This is a genomic window from Sulfitobacter pontiacus, assembly GCF_040790665.1.
Classification (GTDB): Bacteria; Pseudomonadota; Alphaproteobacteria; order Rhodobacterales; family Rhodobacteraceae; genus Sulfitobacter; species Sulfitobacter pontiacus.
In genome coordinates this window covers 1164387-1184173 of record NZ_CP160849.1, presented here as the reverse complement: position 1 = coordinate 1184173, position 19787 = coordinate 1164387, and the positions used below count along the sequence as shown (strand labels likewise).

Here is a 19787-nt window from a genome sequence, read left to right as displayed (position 1 = left end):
TGACTATACCGCGTTTTAGGGTCAGGTGCGGGCCTCTGCCGTTGTCACTGTATTACGGGTCCGAATGGCCTTGGTCGCCTGCTGCCGGGCCAGATCAGCGCTTGCTTGCAGGATCAGGCGCGAGGGGGTCTTGCCCTTGCCGCGCGCAGGCGCGCCGTGTTGGTTCAACACCTGTTTCTTTTTCAGGAACACGCGTGCTGTGGGGCCATAGACCTTGGCGACTTCTTCGCGGCTGACGCGCCCCGTGCCCAAGGCGGGCAGTACCTTGGAGAATGCCGCGCGATGCGGTTTGCTCATCTGCGTCAGCGCCATCGGGCCGGGGTAGAAGCTTTCCGACGGGACGTTCTCGGCAAAGATCACCTGATGGTCGTCAAACATCAGGTGAACGTAGGTGACCGATTTTTTGCCCTTGGCGATGCGCACGCCTTTGGCCGCGTCGGCAAGATGTTTGGCGCGGGCAAAGCTGTCGCCGCTCTGGCCGACCAAAACACCATGTTGCTGCGAGACCAAGAGATCCCGTTCGGCACCGAAAGTGCCACGTTTGATCAGCACGGGGTGCAGATGTGATCCCTTTTGCATTTGTTCGGGATCGTAGGACCGCGTGTTGATCCAGCGGATTTTCTGCGGGCCGTTGTCCATTGTGGTGACAAGATCGCCGACACGCAGGTCTTCGACCAAGACATCCCCGCGCGGCGTGCGGATGGCGGTGCCTTTGCCAAAGCAGACAACGCCGGTGTTGTCGTAGGTAAAGTGCTGCGCCTGCACGCCGATGAACTTGAGCGACCCATCCTCGAACTTGGAATTATAGGTGTAATCCGTGGTTTCGAAGTTGGACTGATCCAGAATGCCATTGTCTTCATAGTCAGCGCGCAGATCGAAGATCTTGTCGTAATAGCCGCTTAGATCAATGAAATCATTATTGGTGGTGTCGTCGTCATCCAGCGGGCCGGTATTGCCCGCGTTGAAATCGGTGATCGTGTCGTGACCGCCGGAGTAGACGAATACGTCATCGCCGTCGCCGCCTGTCAGCTGGTCATCGCCCTGACCGCCGTCCAGCGTATCATTGCCGTCGCCCCCGATCAGGGTATCGCGGCCCGCGTCGCCATGTAGATTGTCATTGCCACCGCCGCCATCGATTGAATCATTGCCGTCGCCGCCGGACAAGCTGTTGTCCTGTGTTCCGCGCGCGGTGATGGTGTTGTCTTTGCTGTCGCCCTTGACCGACGCGGCAGAGTTCTCGAGCGCGACGTTTTCAAAGTTCAGCAGATCGCCACGGTCGTTTCCTGCGTGGTCCAGCCGGCTGGCGGCAAGATCGACGGTGTGGTCCGCCCCCAGCCCGCTGCCTGCGACATAGGTATCGATGCCATCGCCCGCGTCGATGACGGAGTTCGCGTCGTCCGCTGTGGTGCCCGCCTCGCGGATGATCCGGTCGTCGCCCGTGCCGGCGTCGATGTTATAGGCGCCATCACCAACCTTGATCGTGTCATCGCCTGCACCGGTATCAACCGCGACACCGCCAATGCTGGCATCCACATAATCCGATGAACTGGTCAGAACCAGCTTTTCAATCTCGGTGAAGGAAACGCTGTTGGGGCCTTCGGTCGCGGTGCCCGCCTCTGCGCCGGTATAGGTGACAGAGACACCGTTGCTCAGCGCGTCGAAGGTAACGACATCATAGTCCTTGCCGCCTTCGCCACCGGCGATTTTGTCGGTGCCGAAATCATCTTCCATGACAAACAGATCGGCGTCATCCCCGCCCGACATGGCATCATTGCCAGTGCCGCCCGCGATCGTATCGTGGCCCGTGCCACCCTCGATCCGGTCGTCACCGCTGCCGCCGGACAGGCTGTCATTGTCCGCCCCACCGGAAAGGCTATCATCCCCACCGTCGCCATAGATCGTATCGTTGCCAGCCCCACCGTCCAGCGTATCATTGCCCGCATCGGTCGCGCTGATGGTCGACATCTTGAGGTCGCCAACACGGATCGCGTGGCCGGTATCATCGGGGTCGTGGTTGTTATACTCGATCTCGATCCGCGAAACGGGGCCCGCGATATCGACCTGCAGGAAACCCGTCTTGGCATTGGTCGTGCCCCGCCCCGCATCCGTGCTGATGGCACGGCCGGTTTCGTCGTTCACGTCCAGCGTATCGCTATTGCCCGCCGTCAGATTAACAGGGATAAGATTGCCGTCGGCGTCATAGGCCCGCACGATGACTTCATCCACGAAGCCATAGGCCTGATCGATGTCGAAAATACCGAAGGTGACATTGCTCACCTCGTCCGACACGCCGCTGTCCAGCGACGAGAAGTCGATGCTCATCTTCGCGGTATTCGGGTCCGACCCCGCCGCACCGCCAAGGATATGGATCGACGAACTGTCGCTTAGTTCGTTGTAGTCGTACAGCGGGTCGTTCCGCTCCATCGTGGCAGAGCGAAAGTTCTCCCCCTGATCAAGCGACATCGTGACCTGGATATCGCCGGAGTCGGTGACGCCGGTGATGCCACCCGTGACACTGACACCATCTTCGATGTTTTGGTTGGCCCAGGAAAACGACGTTGCTTCAGTGGTGTCGGCGTCGCCGTGGATGCGGTCGTCGCCGTCATTCCCCGCGATATAGTCATTTCCCGCACCGCCCAAAATTGTGTCATCGCCCGACCCGGCCGAGATTTTGTCGTTGCCCGCGCCCAGCTTCACCACGTTGCCGCTGTTGTCCACCTCGTCGGCTTGCGCGTCCGTCGATCCCACACGCATGGAATCATCACCCGACGTCCCATCAACGGTGCCATCCGGCGCAACATAGTCGGCATCGACGCGGCTGGCGTACATCATCGACTCGTTTGAAGAGACAGTGTTGAACGTGATGGAGTCGATGGGCCCCGCCTCAAGCGCGGATTGATAATCGGAGGAGCTGGCAGCCGGCGCAAGAAACAGGTCTCCGTTGGTGGATTGGAAGACAATCGCCGTTACGGTCGCCTGGGAACCGTCGGCGTAGGTCAGCGTCGCGGCATAGGAAGCGATGGCGTCAAAGTTCTGGCTGTTGCCATCGTCGATGCGGAAGGTATCAGACCCGTTTTCCCCACTGTTATCAGTAGAGTATGTGCCGCGTGCAGTATTTCCATACCCCCGCGCCCCCGGAGAGAAGGATTTGATGTTGTTGTAAAGCGGGCTGTTGGCACCCCCAAAGGTTTCCCCCTCCAGCGAGCGTGCGTTTTCGCTGATCTGGTTTCCCTCGGTCGTATCGATACGACCGACATTCCCAAGGTAGAAAACGTTAAATCTGGTTGCCATTGTTACAGCCCTCAACATCTTTGAACCGGTGGCAGGCCTGTGGCCCGCGTCCTGTGTATTGTTGTGGGTACGGGGACAATGTGGCGTCACTTTGACCGGAAACAAAAACAATGTGGCCATGTTTCTATGCTTTTGATCGAAACAATACACATTCTGGTAAGGATCAACGCCAAGCGCACAGCGCGGAAACGCGGGGGCAGGGCGTATGCGCTGCGATGTGATCAAATGGTCTAAAATGCCGGGTATTTAGAGATGTGACCGAAGTGCACGGTAAAAGCGGCGTGAACTTGCAGCGGTCATAGGGGGGGCTTGCGGAAGGTTGACCGCAGAGGTTTTGCCCTAGTCGACTGAAAATAAGCGAGTTTATCCGTCTCTCCCCCCTCGGGGCTGATCTCTTGCTCGGTTTAAACCCATCGGGCCACAGGGCGCCCCTGACCCTGTACCGCGCCGCCATGCAGACTCCGCGCCTCAATTCCGCCGCACGAATGCCGCCGCAGCGCCTCAAGCCTCTGTCGAAGGTGAATGCACCCCCAGCATCCCCGCCGGGTTCATCAACCAAAGGAGCTTTCCGTGCCACATCATGCCCCCCCTGAGCCCAAGACCGGCCTTTGGCACATTACCGGTGCCGCGATGGCCGCGATGTTCTGCTTGTTTGCGCTGCTTGGGGGATGGGCCGCGACAACACAGATTTCGGGGGCGGTGATCGCGACGGGGCAGATCGATGTGGCGGGCAAGCCCAAGGTGATCCAGACGGTGGATGGCGGCGTATTGGCAGAGTTGCCGGTCAAGAACGGGGATATCGTCAAGGCGGGGCAGGTCTTGGCGCGGTTTGATGCCACGATCTTGCAGATTGACCTGCGCATGGCGCGCGCCCGTCTGGCCGAGGCAGCGGGTCTGCGTGCCCGTCTGGAGGCAGAGCGTGACGAAAGCCCCGCCCCCCGTTTCGATGCCATTGATCTGCCGCCAAAAATCGGCGCGCTGGATATGTCGCAAGCGCAGGCAGGGCAGGCCGCGATATTCAAGGCGCGGGCCCAGATGCGCGCGGGAATGCGCGCCCGTATGGCCAGTGATCTTGCCGATGTCGAAACCCAGGCCACGGGCCTTAACGGCCAAATCTCTGCGCTGGAACAACAACTTGCCATCCTCACGACAGAGCTGCGCAGCCTCACGCGCTTGGTTGAAAAGGGGTTGGCCCCGCAGGTCCGTTTGTCGCAACTACAGTCCACGCGGGCCGGTTTGCGCGGTGACCTTGCCGCGCGGCGGGCGGATCTGGCGCGGTTGATCCACCAACGCTGGACGCTCAAGCTGGAAAGCCTGCAAGCCGATCGCCGGTTTCAGGAACAGGTCGCGCTGCAACTGCGCGAGGTCACTGCCGAAGTTCAGGAACTGACCCTGTCGATCCTCACCCGCCAGGCGCAGCTTGACCGTATCGCCCTTCGGGCCCCCGTCGACGGGATGGTGCACGAACTGCGCGCCACGACCGTTGGCGCGGTTGTTGGGGCGGGTGCGACCTTGATGGATATCGTGCCGCAGCAGTCAAAGTTCGAATTCGAGGTGCAGGTCGATCCGCGCTCGATCAATCTGGTACGCTATGATCAGCCTGCCACCCTCGTGCTCACCGCCTTTGACCCGCACACGACCCCGCAACTGACCGGCAGCGTTTACAGCATCTCTCCGCAGGTGGTGGTGGACCCGCGCAATGGCGACAGCTTTTATCGGGTCATTCTGGATATCCCCCGTACCGAGCTGGACCGTCTGCCAGCCTCCGTCCGTTTGGTCCCCGGTATGCCGATCGAGGCGTTTTTGAAGACCAAAGACAGAACCGTGTTGAGTTATCTGGCAGAGCCTATCAGCAGCCAGCTGCGCCGGGGGTTCCGCGGCTCCTGAGACCTCGACGTTAGCGAAATCTTTACCATCTTCGCGTCTTAAGAGGGGATGAACACACCGTCCGCCCCGCCCGGCATCACTGTCGTGATCCCCCATCTCAACCAACACAACGCCCTTGCGCGTTGCCTTGCCGCGCTGGACGCGGGCACATGCAAGCCGGTCGAGGTGATCGTCGTCGACAATGGCTCCGCCCGGTCACCGCAAGAAGTTGTTAACGATTACCCATGGGTATCCCTGATCCACCAGCCGATCCCCGGCCCCGGCCCCGCACGTAACCTTGGCGCGGCGCGGGCACGGGGCGATGTGCTTGCCTTTCTGGACGCCGATTGCCTGCCCGACGCGCATTGGCTGGCGCATATTGCCGCGCATATGGCGCGCGACCCCCATAGGATCCTTGGCGGTGATGTCCGTATCGAACGTAAAGGGCGCAGACTTGACCCCGCGACCGCATATCAAGCGGTTTTTGCTTATCGGATGGACCGCTATATCGCGCAGCAGGGGTTCACGGGGACGGGCAATCTGATCGTGCATCGCAAGGTGTTCGACGCGGTCGGCCCGTTCAAGGGCCTCCACCATGCCGAGGACCGCGACTGGGGCCAGCGCGCCACCTTTGCCGGATATCGCATAGGCTTCGCCGCCGATCTGGTTGTCTATCATCCGCCGCATACGGCGACGGGCCTGCGGCTGAAATGGGACAGGCAGCTTGCCCATGACTGGACGCGATGTACCGGCCTTGGCGGCCGGATCCGGTGGGCGATAAAGGCGCTGCTGCTTATTCCGTCACCGCTATGCGCTGTAGCGGAGGTTATGACCAGCCCCCGCATCAAGGGTGCGCGCAACCGTGTGATGGCGTTGATCGGGCTGACGTCTATCCGGCTTTACCGCGCGCGACGGATGCTGTCGCTGCTGCGGGGCCATGACCCCGAACGGCTTTTGCACCGGTGGAACCGCATTGACCTGCCCTGACATCAGATGCGCAACAGGGGGTGGACCGTGATCCGGTCCTTTGGCTTTCTGCTGTCCGGCAACGCCTGCGCCGCGGCGATCTTGCTGCTGCGCACGGTGGTGGTGTCGCGCCTGATCAGCCTCGAAGATTTCGGGATCGGCACAAGCCTCGTGCTCGCGCTTGCTATGATAGAGATGCTGACCGCGCTTGGCTTTCAACAACAGATCGTCAATGCGCCCAAGGGGGATGACGCGGATTTCCATAGCGCGCTGCATGGTGTGGCGCTGATACGTGGCATGATCGGGGCGGTGGCACTGTTCCTTCTCGCGCCGCTTCTGGCGCATGCCTTTGGGGTGTTGCAGCTATCATGGGCGTTTCAGCTGATCTCTGTGGTGCCGCTGTTACAGGGGGGGATGCATCTGGACGTCTATCGCCAGACCCGTCACCACAAACATCGCGCCGCGATATGGATCGCGCTGCTGCCGCCGCTGGGGTCGTTGGCCGCGCTGCTGCCCCTATCGCGGATGTTCGATGACTTCCGCATCATGCTTTTTGCCGTGTTGGTGCATATGGCGCTGGCCACGCTCATGTCTCATGCAGTTGCGAAACGCCCTTATCGGCTGCGGTTTGATCGCACCGTTATGGTTCAAAGCATGCGGTTCGGCTGGCCCCTCATGGCAAGCGGCGCGGTGATGTTTCTGGTGTTCAATGGCGAACGCGCCATCGTCGGGCGTCTTTTGGGGCTAGAGGCGCTGGCCCTGTTTTCCATGGCCGTATCGCTAACACTGACCCCGTCGCTGGTCCTGATGCGTAGCACGATGAGCCTGTTTCTGCCCCGCCTGTCAGCCAGCACCGCGCGCCAGGAATTTCGGGCCCAGGCGATCACCACGATCCAAAGCCATATTGTGCTGGCTGCGGGAATGGTCATGGCAGTCAACCTGCTTGGCGGTTCCTTCGTGCACCATGTGTTGGGCGATAAATACCGCGCTGTGCTGCCCCTGCTGACGCTCTTGACGGCGGTTCAGGCGTTGCGGGTGGTCAAAGGCGGGTGTGCGATTGTCGCGCTGGGCGAAGGGTATCGCAAGACCGAGCTTTTGACGGACCTGTTGCGTATCACGTTCCTACCCCTCGCGGCATGGGGTGTGCTGCAAGGCGCAAGCCTGCCCCATGTGGTGCATATCGCAGGACTGGGCGAAGCCGCGGGGCTGATGATTGCGCTGCTCTGGATGCACCGCGTGCAACGGGTGCCGCTCCGGTCATTGGCCCTGCCGCTGATCTGTATGGTCGCGGTATTGGCTTGGGCGGTTTTCACGCAGGGCCAGCCGATGGGGGTTCGGGCCGCAGGCTTCGGTCTGTTGCTGGCCGGTCTGGCGATGGTGCTGCCTGATGTCTGCAGAATTACTTTCACAAAAGGAGCACCCGATGGGATGGAGTCCAAGGCGATACAGCACCGATAAGAAGACTTTGACCGCACAAGTGACATGCCCCGGCCAAAGCAACGGCAGCCGCTCACCATGAAGAGACGCGTCAAGCCGCCTCGTCTGTCCGAGCTTGCCATCGGGCGGGACAACCACTTTAACCTCATTCGCTTTCTCGCGGCGGTGGCGGTGTTGGTCTCTCACGCGTGGCCGCTCGCGCTTGGGCGCGGCACGGTTGAGCCTTTGAAAACAGCGCTTGGCTATTCGCTGGGGGAGCTGGCGGTTTTTGTGTTCTTTGGCCTGTCCGGCTTTTTCATCGCGGGCAGCTACGACCGGCAGGGGTCTGCCTTGTCCTTTGTCACGGCGCGGGCCGCGCGTCTGCTGCCGGGGTTGGCCGTGTCCATCTTGATCGTGGCGCTGATCATGGGGCCGCTGGTCAGCGGGTTAGACGCGGGTACGTACCTGTCGCATCCCGATACGGCGCGGTTTATCGTGCAAAATATACTCTTGTTTAAACCACAATATACCTTGCCGGGCGTGTTCACCACGAATCCCTATCCCACCGTAGAGGGGTCGATTTGGACGCTCGCGCATGAGGTCGCCTGCTACGCGCTGATCCTGTTCGTCGGCCTTGTCGGGGCCCTGTCCCGCCGGCGGGTGATGGCGGTGCTGTTGGCGCTATACCTGATCGCGTGGATGGGTGCGCCGTATCTCGGCGACCTCATTCATCCGCGCCTACAGCAAACGCGGCTGCTGTCCTTGCCCTTTGTTTTCGGGGCGTCCTGCTGGATCTGGCGCGATTATATCCCCTTGCGGTGGCCCTTCGTCGTTGGGTTGATCGTCCTGACATGGGCCGTGCACGCTACGGTTTTTGCTTTTCCAATGCTTGCACTGGCTGTGACCTACACCAGTCTCTGGGCCGGGTATTGCAAGCTGGGCCCCCTGCTGATGTTCAATAGGGTCGGAGATTATTCATACGGTATATATATTTACGCGATGCCGCTGCAGGGGCTGGTGGTTTGGGTGTGGGGGGACATGACGCCGGCGCTGAACATTGCGCTGGCCTTGCCGTTGACGTTGCTTTGCGCGGTATCGTCCTGGCACTGGATTGAACGGCCCGCGCTGACCTTCGTGCGAGAGGGTTTTCTGCGCGGGTCTTTGATCACGCGGAGGATAGCACCGCGCCGATAAAGCCGCTATCGCCCAATGTATTTCCCACAAGGTCGCTCCCATAGGGGGCCTGCGCGGGTGATACTTTGGGCAGATCGGACAGTGCGTCGGGGCGGTAGTCACCGCTGCCTGTGTTGCTACCGGTGTGAGAGCGGTCGTCGACCCAAGGCGAGGCGATATGTGAAACCTCACCGATCGACGGCAGTTCCCCCAGCCACGAGGACGGGCCATAGCCGGGTTCATTACTTGACCCTGCGATTGCGACATTATGCGACCATCCAACCTTGTACCGCGCTGGCCAGTTGCCGGTAAGGGAGGTTTCGCCGGAAAATACATCGCTTTTGATATTGATGCGGTGAAACAGATTGTTCCGGAAAGAGCCCGATTTCGCCACGTTCTCGGTGCCGTCCAGATACAGCAAATTCGCGCGTTCCCCCGCGATGGTATTGTTGTGCACAACGATGTTTTGGGCTGCATTTGCGTCGCTGTCAGCGTTCAATCGCAGCGCCGCATTTGTAGAGCTCCCCCAGCTTTCCACGATGTTCCCTACAAAAGCAAAGCCTTGCGCGCCGATCTCGGTGCTTACGGAAACGATTGCATTGGTCGCGCTGCCATTGCTGAAAGTGTTCCACCCTAAAAACGTGCCGGTCATGGCAGGCCGGTTGCCAATCGGTGCCCGGAGGGTGAATTCGTCAAGTCCCGAACAGCCGAGCGCCTGATAGGTAATTGTTCCGGCACAGCTTTCGCAGCCGATCGCGGTGACCATGATTGCTTCGGTCGAAAAGGAATTGCCCTGGCGTGGATCTTTGTTGGGCACGACGGAGCAGTTGATTTGTACAAAACGCCCCACCCGGTAAACCCAAGCGCCGTAGCTGCCGAAACCGTTAGCGTCCCAAAGACAGTTCTTTGTTATCAAAAGATTGCCTGCCGAGTCTGCACCACTGTCCAGAAACACCGTGTTCGCCCCGCCTTTCTGCAAAGTGACATCACAAATCTTGAGGTGCGTTGGTATGCCATTGAACCGATTGACTCCACCGTCCGTTAAGATCGTGCTATCCCGTTTGGACGGGTCTTCAGCCCTGATACACAAGGGCAGCTGTGCCGATCGACCGGCAGCCTTGAAAGGCGTTAGGATATGCGCCCCCTCTGCCAGTAAAATCGTACCACCGCCCGCATCATCCACCCGCCCAAAATGCGCGGCATTGAATTCCTTGATCGCGTTAGCCGCGGCCGCGATTGACGCAAATGGGGCGGCAATGGCATCTGCGCGCGCAGACGCAGCCTGACCCGTCGCATCGTCGCCCGTGGTTCCATCGACTTGGGCATAACATGCCCCATACCCGCCGCTCGTGTCGTTCAGCATCCGAAGCGTCGTCAGGTTGGGGGACGGATATTCATCGGCGCCGGCACTGATGGAAAAGGCGTCCCCCACCCATGGGTAGATGGTGGCATCTACAGTCAATAAATCCTCCTGGGCCAAGCCTAATAGATCAACCGTCGCTGCATAATGCGGAACATGGAGCCCCGACGCCTCAAATCCAAGACTGCTTTGCGACGACACAAGCTGCGATGCTTCGTTGCCAAGCGTATCGCGGACGATGAACCGCACCGCCGCGACGGGTTGCCCCTGTTGGGCATATGCGTGGGCAACTGCCAGCCTTAGTATATGTGCATCATCTTCTACCCTCTCACGGTCGTGGTTTAACCACATGGCAATAGGCCGGGGCGCTGGCCTTGTGCTGTGATTGATTGCACCGTTGATAGTATCGCCCGCGTAAACAAAGTCTGAACACGCGACTGTCTTGTCAGTAAAATTTGAATGATCTGGGTAGGGCTGCCTGACACGGCTGGTGAGCTGCACAACCGAAGCCTTGCTGACAGCCGTCGCCGCCGTATCAAAACCGCGCCGGTTCACGGTCACATTCCGCGCCTCGGAAGTGGTGGAAAACGACGGCATATCTCGGTGCTCGGCCCGCCAACCATCTGCAAGAATTTCCGTGACGGGCGAAATCTTTAGCGGCAGCGACCCCGCCATCGTTTGCCCCAGTTTCATGCCCAGTCCGAGTGTCATCTGCATAGTCCATACCTTGCGATCAGAATTCGTAGGCATCGATACATATCAACCTCGCTGAACCGTTGCATTCGCAGGGAAAGAGGCGGAGGGCGGGTTAATCTTCACGCAATATTAAATGTTCAGCCCAATGGTGGTGGCACCGCCGATTCTTCTTACGAAAGGACAGATATGATTTGGACGTGAACCATATATACGCGACGGACCAGCACCGCTCTCTCAAGCGCATACGGCTATATCATCAACAGCCGGTATCACGGGTTGTGCTCGTGTATTTCGGGCTCCTGCTGGTGCCCGTCGGCTTCAATTTAGGGTCGGTCTATATGACCGGGACCAAGGCGTTGTTAGCAGTGCTGATTATTCCGCTAAGTCTCCGCCTGTTTTGCGGCCACTTCGGGCGTGTTTTGTTGACAGACATTATGTTCTTTATGCATTTTCTCTGGGTTTCGCTGGCCTTGGCGGTCAACAACCCGGTGGAAGCGACCCAGAATGCAGGCTCAATCGGGGTCGAGTTTCTAGGCGGGTATTTGATCGGGCGCGCCTTTATCCGAGACAGACACAGCTTTGCCGCAGTGGTTAAGATCCTCACAGGACTGATCATTTTATGCTTCCCTCTGGCTTTGATAGAATCGCAAAGTGGGACATCTGTTCTCATTGAATTGTGGAAGATGACCGGGCTTACGACCCCGGTGGATCTGGCGATTGATCGCCGCATGGGACTGGAGCGGGTGCAACTTTCGTTCGAGCATCCAATTCACTGGGGCTTGTTTTGTACAATCGCGACGTCCCTGTACTTTATTGGGCTGGCGGGACGGCACAGCTTGGGTTTGCGGTCCGTGGTTATGACGGTTATTTGCGCCAGTTGTTTCCTATCGCTGTCCAGCGGCGCGCTACTGGCGGCAATCGTGCAGATAGGGCTGATTTTCTGGAGTTTCCTATGTCGCAGGATCGGGCGACGATGGCTAATCCTCTCAACTTGTTTTGTTATTTTTTACGTCGTGATCGATTTGCTTTCCAATCGAACCCCGATCCAAGTTTTCATGAGCTATGCGACATTTTCTGCCGAAAGCGCCTACTGGCGGTCTGCTATTTTCCAATGGGGCATGACCAATGTCTGGAGCGCGCCTGTATTTGGACTTGGGCTAAACGATTGGCTCAGGCCGGTTTGGATGCACACCTCGAGTATCGATAATTTTTGGCTATTTATCGCGATGCGTTTCGGATTGCCGGCGCTTACTTTTTTGACAGTCGGCTATGGCTATGCGCTCTGGCGTGTGGGGCGCAAAGATTTCACCATGGATCGGACCCTAGCGGCGCTACGGCTAGGCTGGATACTCTGCTTTACCGGGCTCACCCTCACGCTGTCGACGGTGCACATTTGGGGCAGCATCTATGGTTTCGTATTCTTCATATTTGGCGCAGGACTGTGGATGGTGGATGCGAAGCCGCGATCCCCGCGGAATGAAACTACAATTTGAAATATTGATCCTTTTCGGGTTTGCCAATTTTTCCACTTTGTAAAGGAAATCACCCTACCACAGAAGTCAGGCCGCAAGGGGATGTCGGCCATGACGACTGATTGGTTTGGGGGAAGTGCAACGTGCAGACGCACAACATCTATGCCGCCGCGTTGCGATCACAGCTTGGGGGGATTGGGTTACTTTTTGTGGTCAGTGGGTTGATCAACATCCTGCTGCTCACAGGATCGATTTACATGATCCAGATATATGACCGCGTTTTGCCTAGTGGGTCAGTGGTCACGCTGATGGGGCTCTTCGGAATTGTGCTGCTTCTCTATTGTTTCTTCGGGCTTTTTGACCTGATCCGGCAACGGTTGTTGGCCCGCCTTTCGGTGCGTTTGGACCTGGCGCTTGGGGCTGAGTGTTTCGCGGCTTGGATCCGCAATGATGAAAAGAACAACGTACCGGCAAGCGCACAAGAGCCCCTGCAACAACTGGGGGATATTAGACGGCTGCTGTCTAGCCCCGCGTTCATAAGTGTCTGTGATATGCCGTTTGTGCCGATCTTTTTGTTGGCCTTATTCATCATTCACCCTTGGTTGGGGGCGATGGTTCTGGGCGGCGCGGCCTTGGCTTGTGCCGTGATGGCAACGGGCCGCTATTTGACGCGCAACACGATCAGCATCTCGGCAAATCAGGAACATACCCTCGCTGATATGTCCTATCACAGTCGCCGTCTGGCGGAGCCGCTGCGCGCCATGCGTATGCAAGATGATCTTGCCACATATTGGCGTGGGCTTCAGCGCAGCAGTCTGGCGTGGCACCAGCGCCTGCATGCCCCGCCGGATGCGCTGGCATCGTTCAGCAAATCGTTCCGTCTGATGTTGCAATCCTCGATCCTGACAGTCGGGGCCATATTGGTCATTCAGGGCCAAATCTCGGCGGGGATGATTATGGCCGCTTCGATCTTGGCGGGGCGCGTTCTGGCCCCTATCGACCAGATGATCAGCGGCTGGCGGGGGGTTGCCTGCGGTTGGTCCGCGCACCGCCACCTGCACCGACATTTTTCACAGAATATCCCGGCGCGCGAGGGGGTTGCATTGCCTGAACCAAAGGGCCGGATTTCTTTCACCGCCGTTTCCCACGGGATCGAGGGGCGGGCGGAAAACGGGCTGAAGGATGTCTCTTTTGACCTGTCACCGGGGGATGGGCTGTGCGTGCTTGGCGGGCCAAATGCGGGCAAAAGCATATTGGCAAAACTGGCCGTTGGCGTTGCGGCTCCTACAACCGGTGAGGTTCGGTTTGATGCCGTTAACCTGGTCCGATGGCCTTCCGCGCAGATCGGCCCTGCGATCGGCTATTTGCCCGATACCATTGATCTTCTGCCCGCGACGATTTTCGATAATATTTCCAGATTTCGCCCCGATACCACGGGTGCGCAGGTGATCGCCGCTGCGAAGCTGGCCCGTGTACACCACGCCATTATGGCTCTTCCGGATGGGTATATGAGTGTTGTGAGCGGCGGTGGGGGATCCTCGTTAACCCAAGGGCAGATACAGCAGATCGGGCTGGCGCGGGCGTTGGTCTGCAATCCGGCGCTGGTTGTGATGGATGATCCGCTGCGGTCGCTTTTCAGCTGTCCCGATGCTGAACAGATCGTGGCAGAGGTCGCACGCCATATGCGTGATCGGGGTAGCACGGTGGTGATCACGGCGCGCCAGCCCTGTGTAATTTCGGCGTTGAACAAAGTGCTAGTATTGTCCGAGGGGCGGATAAGGCAGTTCGGCTTGACCAATGATATCTTCGGGCGCGCTTTCCCTACGCGGGTGGCGGCGAAGGTTCAGACACTGCCGATCTTGGGCAATGGCACACCACGGGCGAGCGGGGGGTAATCATATGGTATAAAAAAGGGGCATTGCGCACGACCCAAGCCCCCTTCTATCGCTTTCTTCAAATGTCGCCCTATTCGGACCAAGAAACACCGGTAAGGTCGACAGCCTGCGTCGGGGCATTGCGCCAAAGGCCGGTCAGACCTGCCTTTGCAACGGACAGTGACGCCAGTTGGAACAGGAAACCGTTGACGTGATCTTGGGCGATCATGGTCTGCGCCTCGCCCAGCAACGCGTTGCGTGCTTCCGGGTCGGTGGTCGTGTTCAGCTTGGTCATCAAAGTCTGAAAATCGGGGTTGTCATATTGGAAATAGTAATCAGGGTTGGCGTAGATGCCAATATCCATCGGTTCGGTGTGACTTACAATTGTCATGCCGAAGTTCTTTCCCTTGAACACCGTCTCAAGCCATTGGGCCCATTCGACATTGTTGATCTTGGCGGTGATACCAACCTCGGCCAGCTGCGCGGCGATGATCTCTCCGCCGCGGCGGGCGTAGGAGGGGGGTGGCAGGTCCAGCGTGGTCTCGAACCCGTTGGCAAAGCCGGCTTCGGCCAGCAAGGCTTTGGATTTTTCGATGTCATGCAGGCTCAGCGCGGTTTGATCGACATAGGCCGGGTTATGGGGCGCGAAATGCGTACCGATGGGCGTGCCGTATCCGAACATCGCACCGTCAATAATGGCTTGACGATCAATGGCATGGGCGACGGCAGCGCGCACCTTGGGGTCATCAAACGGCGGCTGTTTGTTGTTCATCGCCAGAATGGTTTCGCCCTCGGTAGAACCGACAAGCACTTGAAACCGCGGGTCCGCTTCGAACTGCGGCAGGTTCTCGGGTGCGGGGAAGCCGGCGAACACATCAACATCTTCGGCCATCATCGACGCGAAAGCGGCGGTCGGGTCAGAGATGAATTTGAACGTGGCGATATCCAGCGCGGCCGGGGTCCCCCAGTAGTTCGGGTTCTTCTCGATGCGGATATTGTCGCCCTGGGTCCAGCTGGTGAATTTGAACGCGCCGGTGCCGATGGGCAGTTGCTTGATATTGTCGATGCTTTCGGGTGCCACGATCACCGCGTCGCCCCATGCGAGGTTGAACAACAGGTTGCCGTCCGGCTCTGACAGTTTGATTTCGACGGTCGACGGGTCGACGACTGTCACCTCCGAGATCGCGCCAAACAGCGCCTTTTGGGCATTTGCACTGTCTTCGGCATTGATCCGGTCAAGCGAGAATTTGACGTCGGCGGCATCCATCGTCGTTCCGTCGTGAAAGGTCACGCCGCTTTGAAGTTTGAACGTATAGGTCAGGCCATCGTCAGAGATTTCCCACGATTGCGCCAGCCCGGGCACGACCGATCCGTCGCCCATAAAGCGGGTCAGCCCTTCGAAAACGTTGGAATAGAGCACCTGATCAATAGCCCCCGCCGCAGCGCTGGTCGGGTCCAGATGCGGTGGCTCAAGTTGCATCGCGACGGTGATGTCGTTTTTCGCGGCGACGCCGGTGGCCATCAGCGCGGCAGCGCAGGTGCCTAGAATACGTTTGCGAAGATGGGCCATGGGTGTCTCCTGTTGGCAATAAGGAAAATGTTAACCAGTTCTGTCAGGTTTGACCAGCGTCGGGATGCTGTCGCAATTATCGGTTGTACCCAGCCTGTGCGCGGTTTATGCGCCGTTTTTTGAGGTTTTGAAGGGGCGCGCCATGGCTACGATGTCACCCACTTTGGGTATCGATTTCGGAACGTCTAACTCTGCCGTGGGGTATGCAGTAGACGGTGTGCCGCATTTGATTAACGTCGAGGCGGGGCAGAACACGCTGCCGACCGCGCTGTTTTTCGATAATGAGGAAAAGCGGATCATCTATGGTCGCGGTGCCCAAGAGGCGCTGATCGGCGGCGACGACGGGCGCTATATGCGTGCGCTCAAAAGTCTGCTGGGCACGCCCTTGATGCGCGAAAGTCGTGTTCTGCTGGGCAAACGCATGGATTTCATCGCCATCGTGGCGAGCTTTCTGGCCGAGCTGAAGACGAAGGCAGAGCGCGCCACCGGCCAGCAGTTTGATCGGGCGCTGTCAGGGCGACCTGTGATGTTCCACAGCGCCGATCCGGCGCGGGACGCGCAGGCGTTGGTGGATTTGACCGAATGCTATACGCAAGCCGGGTTCAAACAGGTCCGCTTCATGCCCGAACCCGAGGCCGCGGCTCTGGCCAATCGTGCCGTGCTTGAACCCGGCGATCTGGGGCTGATCGTCGATATCGGGGGCGGTACGTCTGATTTTACCCTGTTCCGGCAGGAAGGTGACGCGGGCATTCATATCCTCGCCAGCAAAGGGGTGCGCATTGGCGGGACCGACTTTGACCGCGAGCTGAGCCTTCAGCATGTGATGCCGCATCTGGGGATGGGCAGCCAGATCAAACATGTGTTCGGTGATGAAACCCACGCCGCCCCTCATGCGGTCTTTGCCGATTTGGCGACGTGGCAGAAAATCCCGTTCCTTTACACCCGCGAACAGCGTCGCGCGGTCGAGGATCTGGCGAAATACGCGGTAGAGCCGAAGCTGCTGAACCGACTGCAACGTGTGTTGGAGGATGAGCTGGGCCACGATATGGCCTTCGCGGTAGAGGCCGGCAAGATCGCGGCGAATGACCCCGATGCCAGCGCCCCGCCGCAGATCGACCTCAAGATCGTGGAGCGCGGGCTGACGGTCCCACTGCCACCGGCGATGATGGCGGCGAGTTTGGCGCAGATGGCGACCGAGATCGCGCAGGTTGCGACCGATCTGACGGCGCAGGCAGAGGTAAAACCCGATGCCGTGACCAAGCTGATCTTTGTCGGCGGGTCCAGCCTGATGGGCGTGATCGACCGCGCCATGCGCGATGCATTTCCGCAGGCCGAACTGCACCGCGGGGCCGCGATGACCGCGATCGTCGACGGTCTGGCAATCGCCGCGCCACACGCCTTTGCTGACGGCTGAGGGCCTTAGTCTTTCGGAAGCAACAGCGTCTCTAGCGCGGCGCCCATCACGCAGGCACTGTCGACCATATCGTCGATGTCGATATATTCATCCGGCTTATGCGCCAGCTCTAGCAGGCCGGGGCCATAGGCGATGCAATTCTTGAGCTTGCCGATCCGGTCGATGTGTTTCTGGTCGTATGACCCGGGGGAGGCGACGTATTCAGGCGCTTTGCCCATGATATCCTCGATCGCATGGGCGACAGTTTGCACGACCGGCGCATCGCGGTCGGTCATCGACGGCAGGACCGAATTCAGCTCTGTCAGCTCGTAGTCAAAATCGACCCGCGTTTCGCGCAGACCTTCCAGCAGGGCGCGCACTTCGCCGCGCACCTGATCCAGCGGTTCTTCCAGCAAAAAGCGCCGGTCAATGGTGATGCGGCAGCTGTCTGGCACGCAATGGGCCGGTAGCCCGTCGAAATCCGGGTCGTTCTCCTTTTGCCCACCGTGGATCGAATTGATGTTCATGGTCGAACTGCGCGCCCCTTCGGGGACCACGGGCATGTCTGTGTGACGGGCGGCCATGGCAGGGAACAGCTTGTTTTCGAACTCGGAGAGCACTGCGCCCATGTGGCGCACGGCGCAATCGCCCAGAAACGGCATGGAGCCATGGGCGATCTCGCCCTTGGTTTCGATCTCGGCCCACCAGCCGCCCCGGTGCCCCAGACAGATACGGTCTTTTTGCAGCGGTTCGGGGATGATCACATGTTGAACGCGGTCCGGGTTGAAATGCCCGTGCTCGGCCAGATAGGCGACACCGCCGTAGCCGCCGGATTCCTCGTCCGCTGTGCCGGAGATTTCGATTGCGCCGCTGAAATCGGGGTGCTGTTCGATAAAGGTCTCCGCCGCGATGATAGAGGCCGCCAGCCCGCCTTTCATATCGCAGGTGCCGCGTCCGTAAATCTTGCCGTCCGAGATTTCGGCCCCAAAGGGATCAAACGTCCAGCCGGCCCCGACCTCGACCACATCGGTGTGGCTGTTGAAGTGGACACATTCGCCCGCCCTGCGCCCTTCGCGGCGGGCGATGATGTTCCAACGGGGGTATTTCTCGCTATCGCCGGGGGTACCAAAGGCGCGGATCAGCTGCGTCTCGAACCCGTGCTTGCGCAGGCGGGTATCAAGGTATTCGCAGATCAGCCGATAGTCCTGACCCGGCGGATTAAGCGTCGGGATGCGGATCAGATCTTGGGTCAGCGCGATCAGATCGTCACGCTTGGCGATAATGGCGGTAGAGAGAGTGCTTATCATACCGCCATGTTTGAACGGGCGTTCATATATGGCAAGCGAAGTCTGCAGTTGCCCCGTCGGATTCGAGTTTATTTTGCAAAATGAAGCCGCAACCGGGCATTTATGCGGCGATGTCTTTCATCGCCGTGAGCAGGGCGCGGACTTCGTCCATGGAGTTGTAATGGCAAAGCGACACACGCACCGCGGCATCAAGCCCGAGCGGGGTCAGGATGTTGCCGGAGTAGTGATCTGCCTTGCGTACATGGGTCCGGATGCCTTGGGCGTTGAGTTGCGCCACGATATCCGCCGCGGCCAGGGTGTCGAGCGTGAAGGACACAAGCCCCTCGCGGTCGGGGTTGTCGGTGCCGCCCAGGATCGTGACGCCCGCCAGATCAGCCAATCCGGCGAGGTTTCCCGTGCCGAACAGCAGCGCATTGGTCAGCTGCTGTTCGTGGTCGTGGATCGCAGCGGCGGCGGCCTCTATCCGCGCGCGGGGGGCAGTGGCGTCTGACACCTGGCTGCCGAGCCAGTCGAAATAGCGCACCACATCCGAGAATGTCGCATAGGCGCCCGTGTCACGGGTGCCCATTTCCCAATTCCCTGCGGGACCGTTCGCCAGTGTCTCGATCGGCAGCGCGGTAAGACGCTTGGACGCCCAGGCAATGCCATAGCCGTGGCGCGAGAACAGTTTGTACGGAGAGATGACATAGCCGTCGATGTCATAGCTGGCGATGTCGATATGCCCATGGCTGGCGTGCTGGATGCCGTCGACAAAGATATAGGCGTCGGGGGCGATGGCGCGGATCGCGGCGCTGATGCCCGCCACATCATTGGCGATCCCCGTCACGGGGGAGGTGTGCAGGATCGTGGCGACCCGTACCTCGGGGATCATCAAAGCGGCGTAGGCGTCGGGCGTTACCTGACCTGTCGCGTTATCGTGGGGCACGCTGATATAGGGTTTGCCCGCCACATCGGCCCAGTGTTGCGCGGCGCTGCGCGAGGCGGGGTGTTCCACAGTAGACCCGATGACGGCACCCGGGGCGCTGCCCATGACGGCTGTCCGGATCAGGCGGAACGACAGCTCTGTCCCGCTTTCGCCGACAAAGAACTGCCCGTCAGGCGCGTTGAAGAACAACGCCATATCGGCGCGGGCCTGTTTGATGATATCGACCAGCGCATGGGACGCGGGGTTGTCGCGCCCCTGATTGTCGGGGATGGCCGCGAATTTGGTCGAGGTCTCGACGACCGTGTTCAATGTCAGCGCGCCGCCAGCGTTTTCGAAAAACACGCGCGGTCCCTGGAACGGGCAGCTGTCAACATGGGCAAAGCGGTCGCGGATTGCCGACATGAGTTTGGTATCTTCTGTGAACATTATGCGGCCCTGCTGCGTTACTTTCTGTGCTTATGCAGTTTCTGCGCTAGTT

12 protein-coding genes are annotated in these 19787 nt (G+C 59.4%); 7 read left to right on the top strand and 5 right to left on the bottom strand.

Features of this window, described 5'->3' with window-relative positions; translation table 11 throughout:
- Positions 1-21: 21 nt before the first annotated feature.
- Positions 22-3291 carry a Hint domain-containing protein gene (locus AB1495_RS05795; protein WP_074636607.1) on the bottom strand — a complete coding sequence of 1090 codons (3270 nt, stop codon included), beginning with the start codon at positions 3289-3291 and terminating at the stop codon, positions 22-24.
- Positions 3292-3861: 570 nt separating this feature from the next.
- On the opposite strand from AB1495_RS05795, the gene AB1495_RS05790 reads away from it, so the two are divergent.
- From AB1495_RS05790 to AB1495_RS05775, 4 genes are read left to right on the top strand one after another with little or no spacing between them, the layout of a single operon-like run.
- Entirely contained in the window at positions 3862-5178 is a 1317-nt protein-coding gene (locus tag AB1495_RS05790) for an HlyD family type I secretion periplasmic adaptor subunit (protein ID WP_244268961.1), read from the top strand.
- 48 nt (positions 5179-5226) lie between these two features.
- Positions 5227-6144: a glycosyltransferase family 2 protein gene (locus tag AB1495_RS05785; protein WP_074636605.1), complete on the top strand. Its 918-nt coding sequence runs from the start codon at positions 5227-5229 to the stop codon at positions 6142-6144.
- A 27-nt stretch (positions 6145-6171) separates the two neighbouring features.
- Entirely contained in the window at positions 6172-7581 is a 1410-nt protein-coding gene (locus tag AB1495_RS05780; protein ID WP_244268959.1) for an oligosaccharide flippase family protein, read from the top strand.
- 57 nt (positions 7582-7638) lie between these two features.
- Entirely contained in the window at positions 7639-8733 is a 1095-nt protein-coding gene (locus AB1495_RS05775) for an acyltransferase (RefSeq protein ID WP_074636602.1), read from the top strand.
- Here AB1495_RS05775 and AB1495_RS05770 read toward each other — a convergent pair.
- Entirely contained in the window at positions 8705-10783 is a 2079-nt protein-coding gene (locus AB1495_RS05770; protein ID WP_244268957.1) for a hypothetical protein, read from the bottom strand. The genes AB1495_RS05775 and AB1495_RS05770 overlap by 29 nt on opposite strands.
- 323 nt (positions 10784-11106) lie before the next feature.
- Between AB1495_RS05770 and AB1495_RS05765 the strand changes: the two genes are divergently transcribed.
- Both AB1495_RS05765 and AB1495_RS05760 read left to right on the top strand, forming a co-directional pair.
- Positions 11107-12261, top strand: coding sequence for an O-antigen ligase family protein (locus AB1495_RS05765; RefSeq protein WP_367581970.1), 1155 nt, complete (start codon positions 11107-11109; stop codon positions 12259-12261).
- Positions 12262-12497: 236 nt separating this feature from the next.
- Positions 12498-14135 (top strand): type I secretion system permease/ATPase, encoded by a 1638-nt coding sequence (locus AB1495_RS05760; protein WP_244268955.1) that lies wholly within the window; start codon positions 12498-12500, stop codon positions 14133-14135.
- A gap of 70 nt (positions 14136-14205) precedes the next feature.
- On the opposite strand, the gene AB1495_RS05755 is transcribed toward AB1495_RS05760, so the two are convergent.
- Positions 14206-15684 (bottom strand): ABC transporter substrate-binding protein, encoded by a 1479-nt coding sequence (locus AB1495_RS05755; RefSeq protein WP_074636597.1) that lies wholly within the window; start codon positions 15682-15684, stop codon positions 14206-14208.
- Between the two features lie 142 nt (positions 15685-15826).
- Here AB1495_RS05755 and AB1495_RS05750 point away from each other — a divergent pair, with 142 nt between their 5' ends.
- A complete protein-coding gene (locus AB1495_RS05750; protein WP_074636756.1) occupies positions 15827-17098 on the top strand; it encodes an Hsp70 family protein in 1272 nt (423 codons plus the stop codon).
- 5 nt (positions 17099-17103) lie between these two features.
- On the opposite strand, the gene AB1495_RS05745 is transcribed toward AB1495_RS05750, so the two are convergent.
- Positions 17104-18384 (bottom strand): acetylornithine deacetylase/succinyl-diaminopimelate desuccinylase family protein, encoded by a 1281-nt coding sequence (locus tag AB1495_RS05745; RefSeq protein ID WP_074636595.1) that lies wholly within the window; start codon positions 18382-18384, stop codon positions 17104-17106.
- 100 nt (positions 18385-18484) lie between these two features.
- Positions 18485-19735 (bottom strand): aminotransferase class V-fold PLP-dependent enzyme, encoded by a 1251-nt coding sequence (locus tag AB1495_RS05740; protein ID WP_074636593.1) that lies wholly within the window; start codon positions 19733-19735, stop codon positions 18485-18487.
- Positions 19736-19787 lie beyond the last annotated feature (52 nt).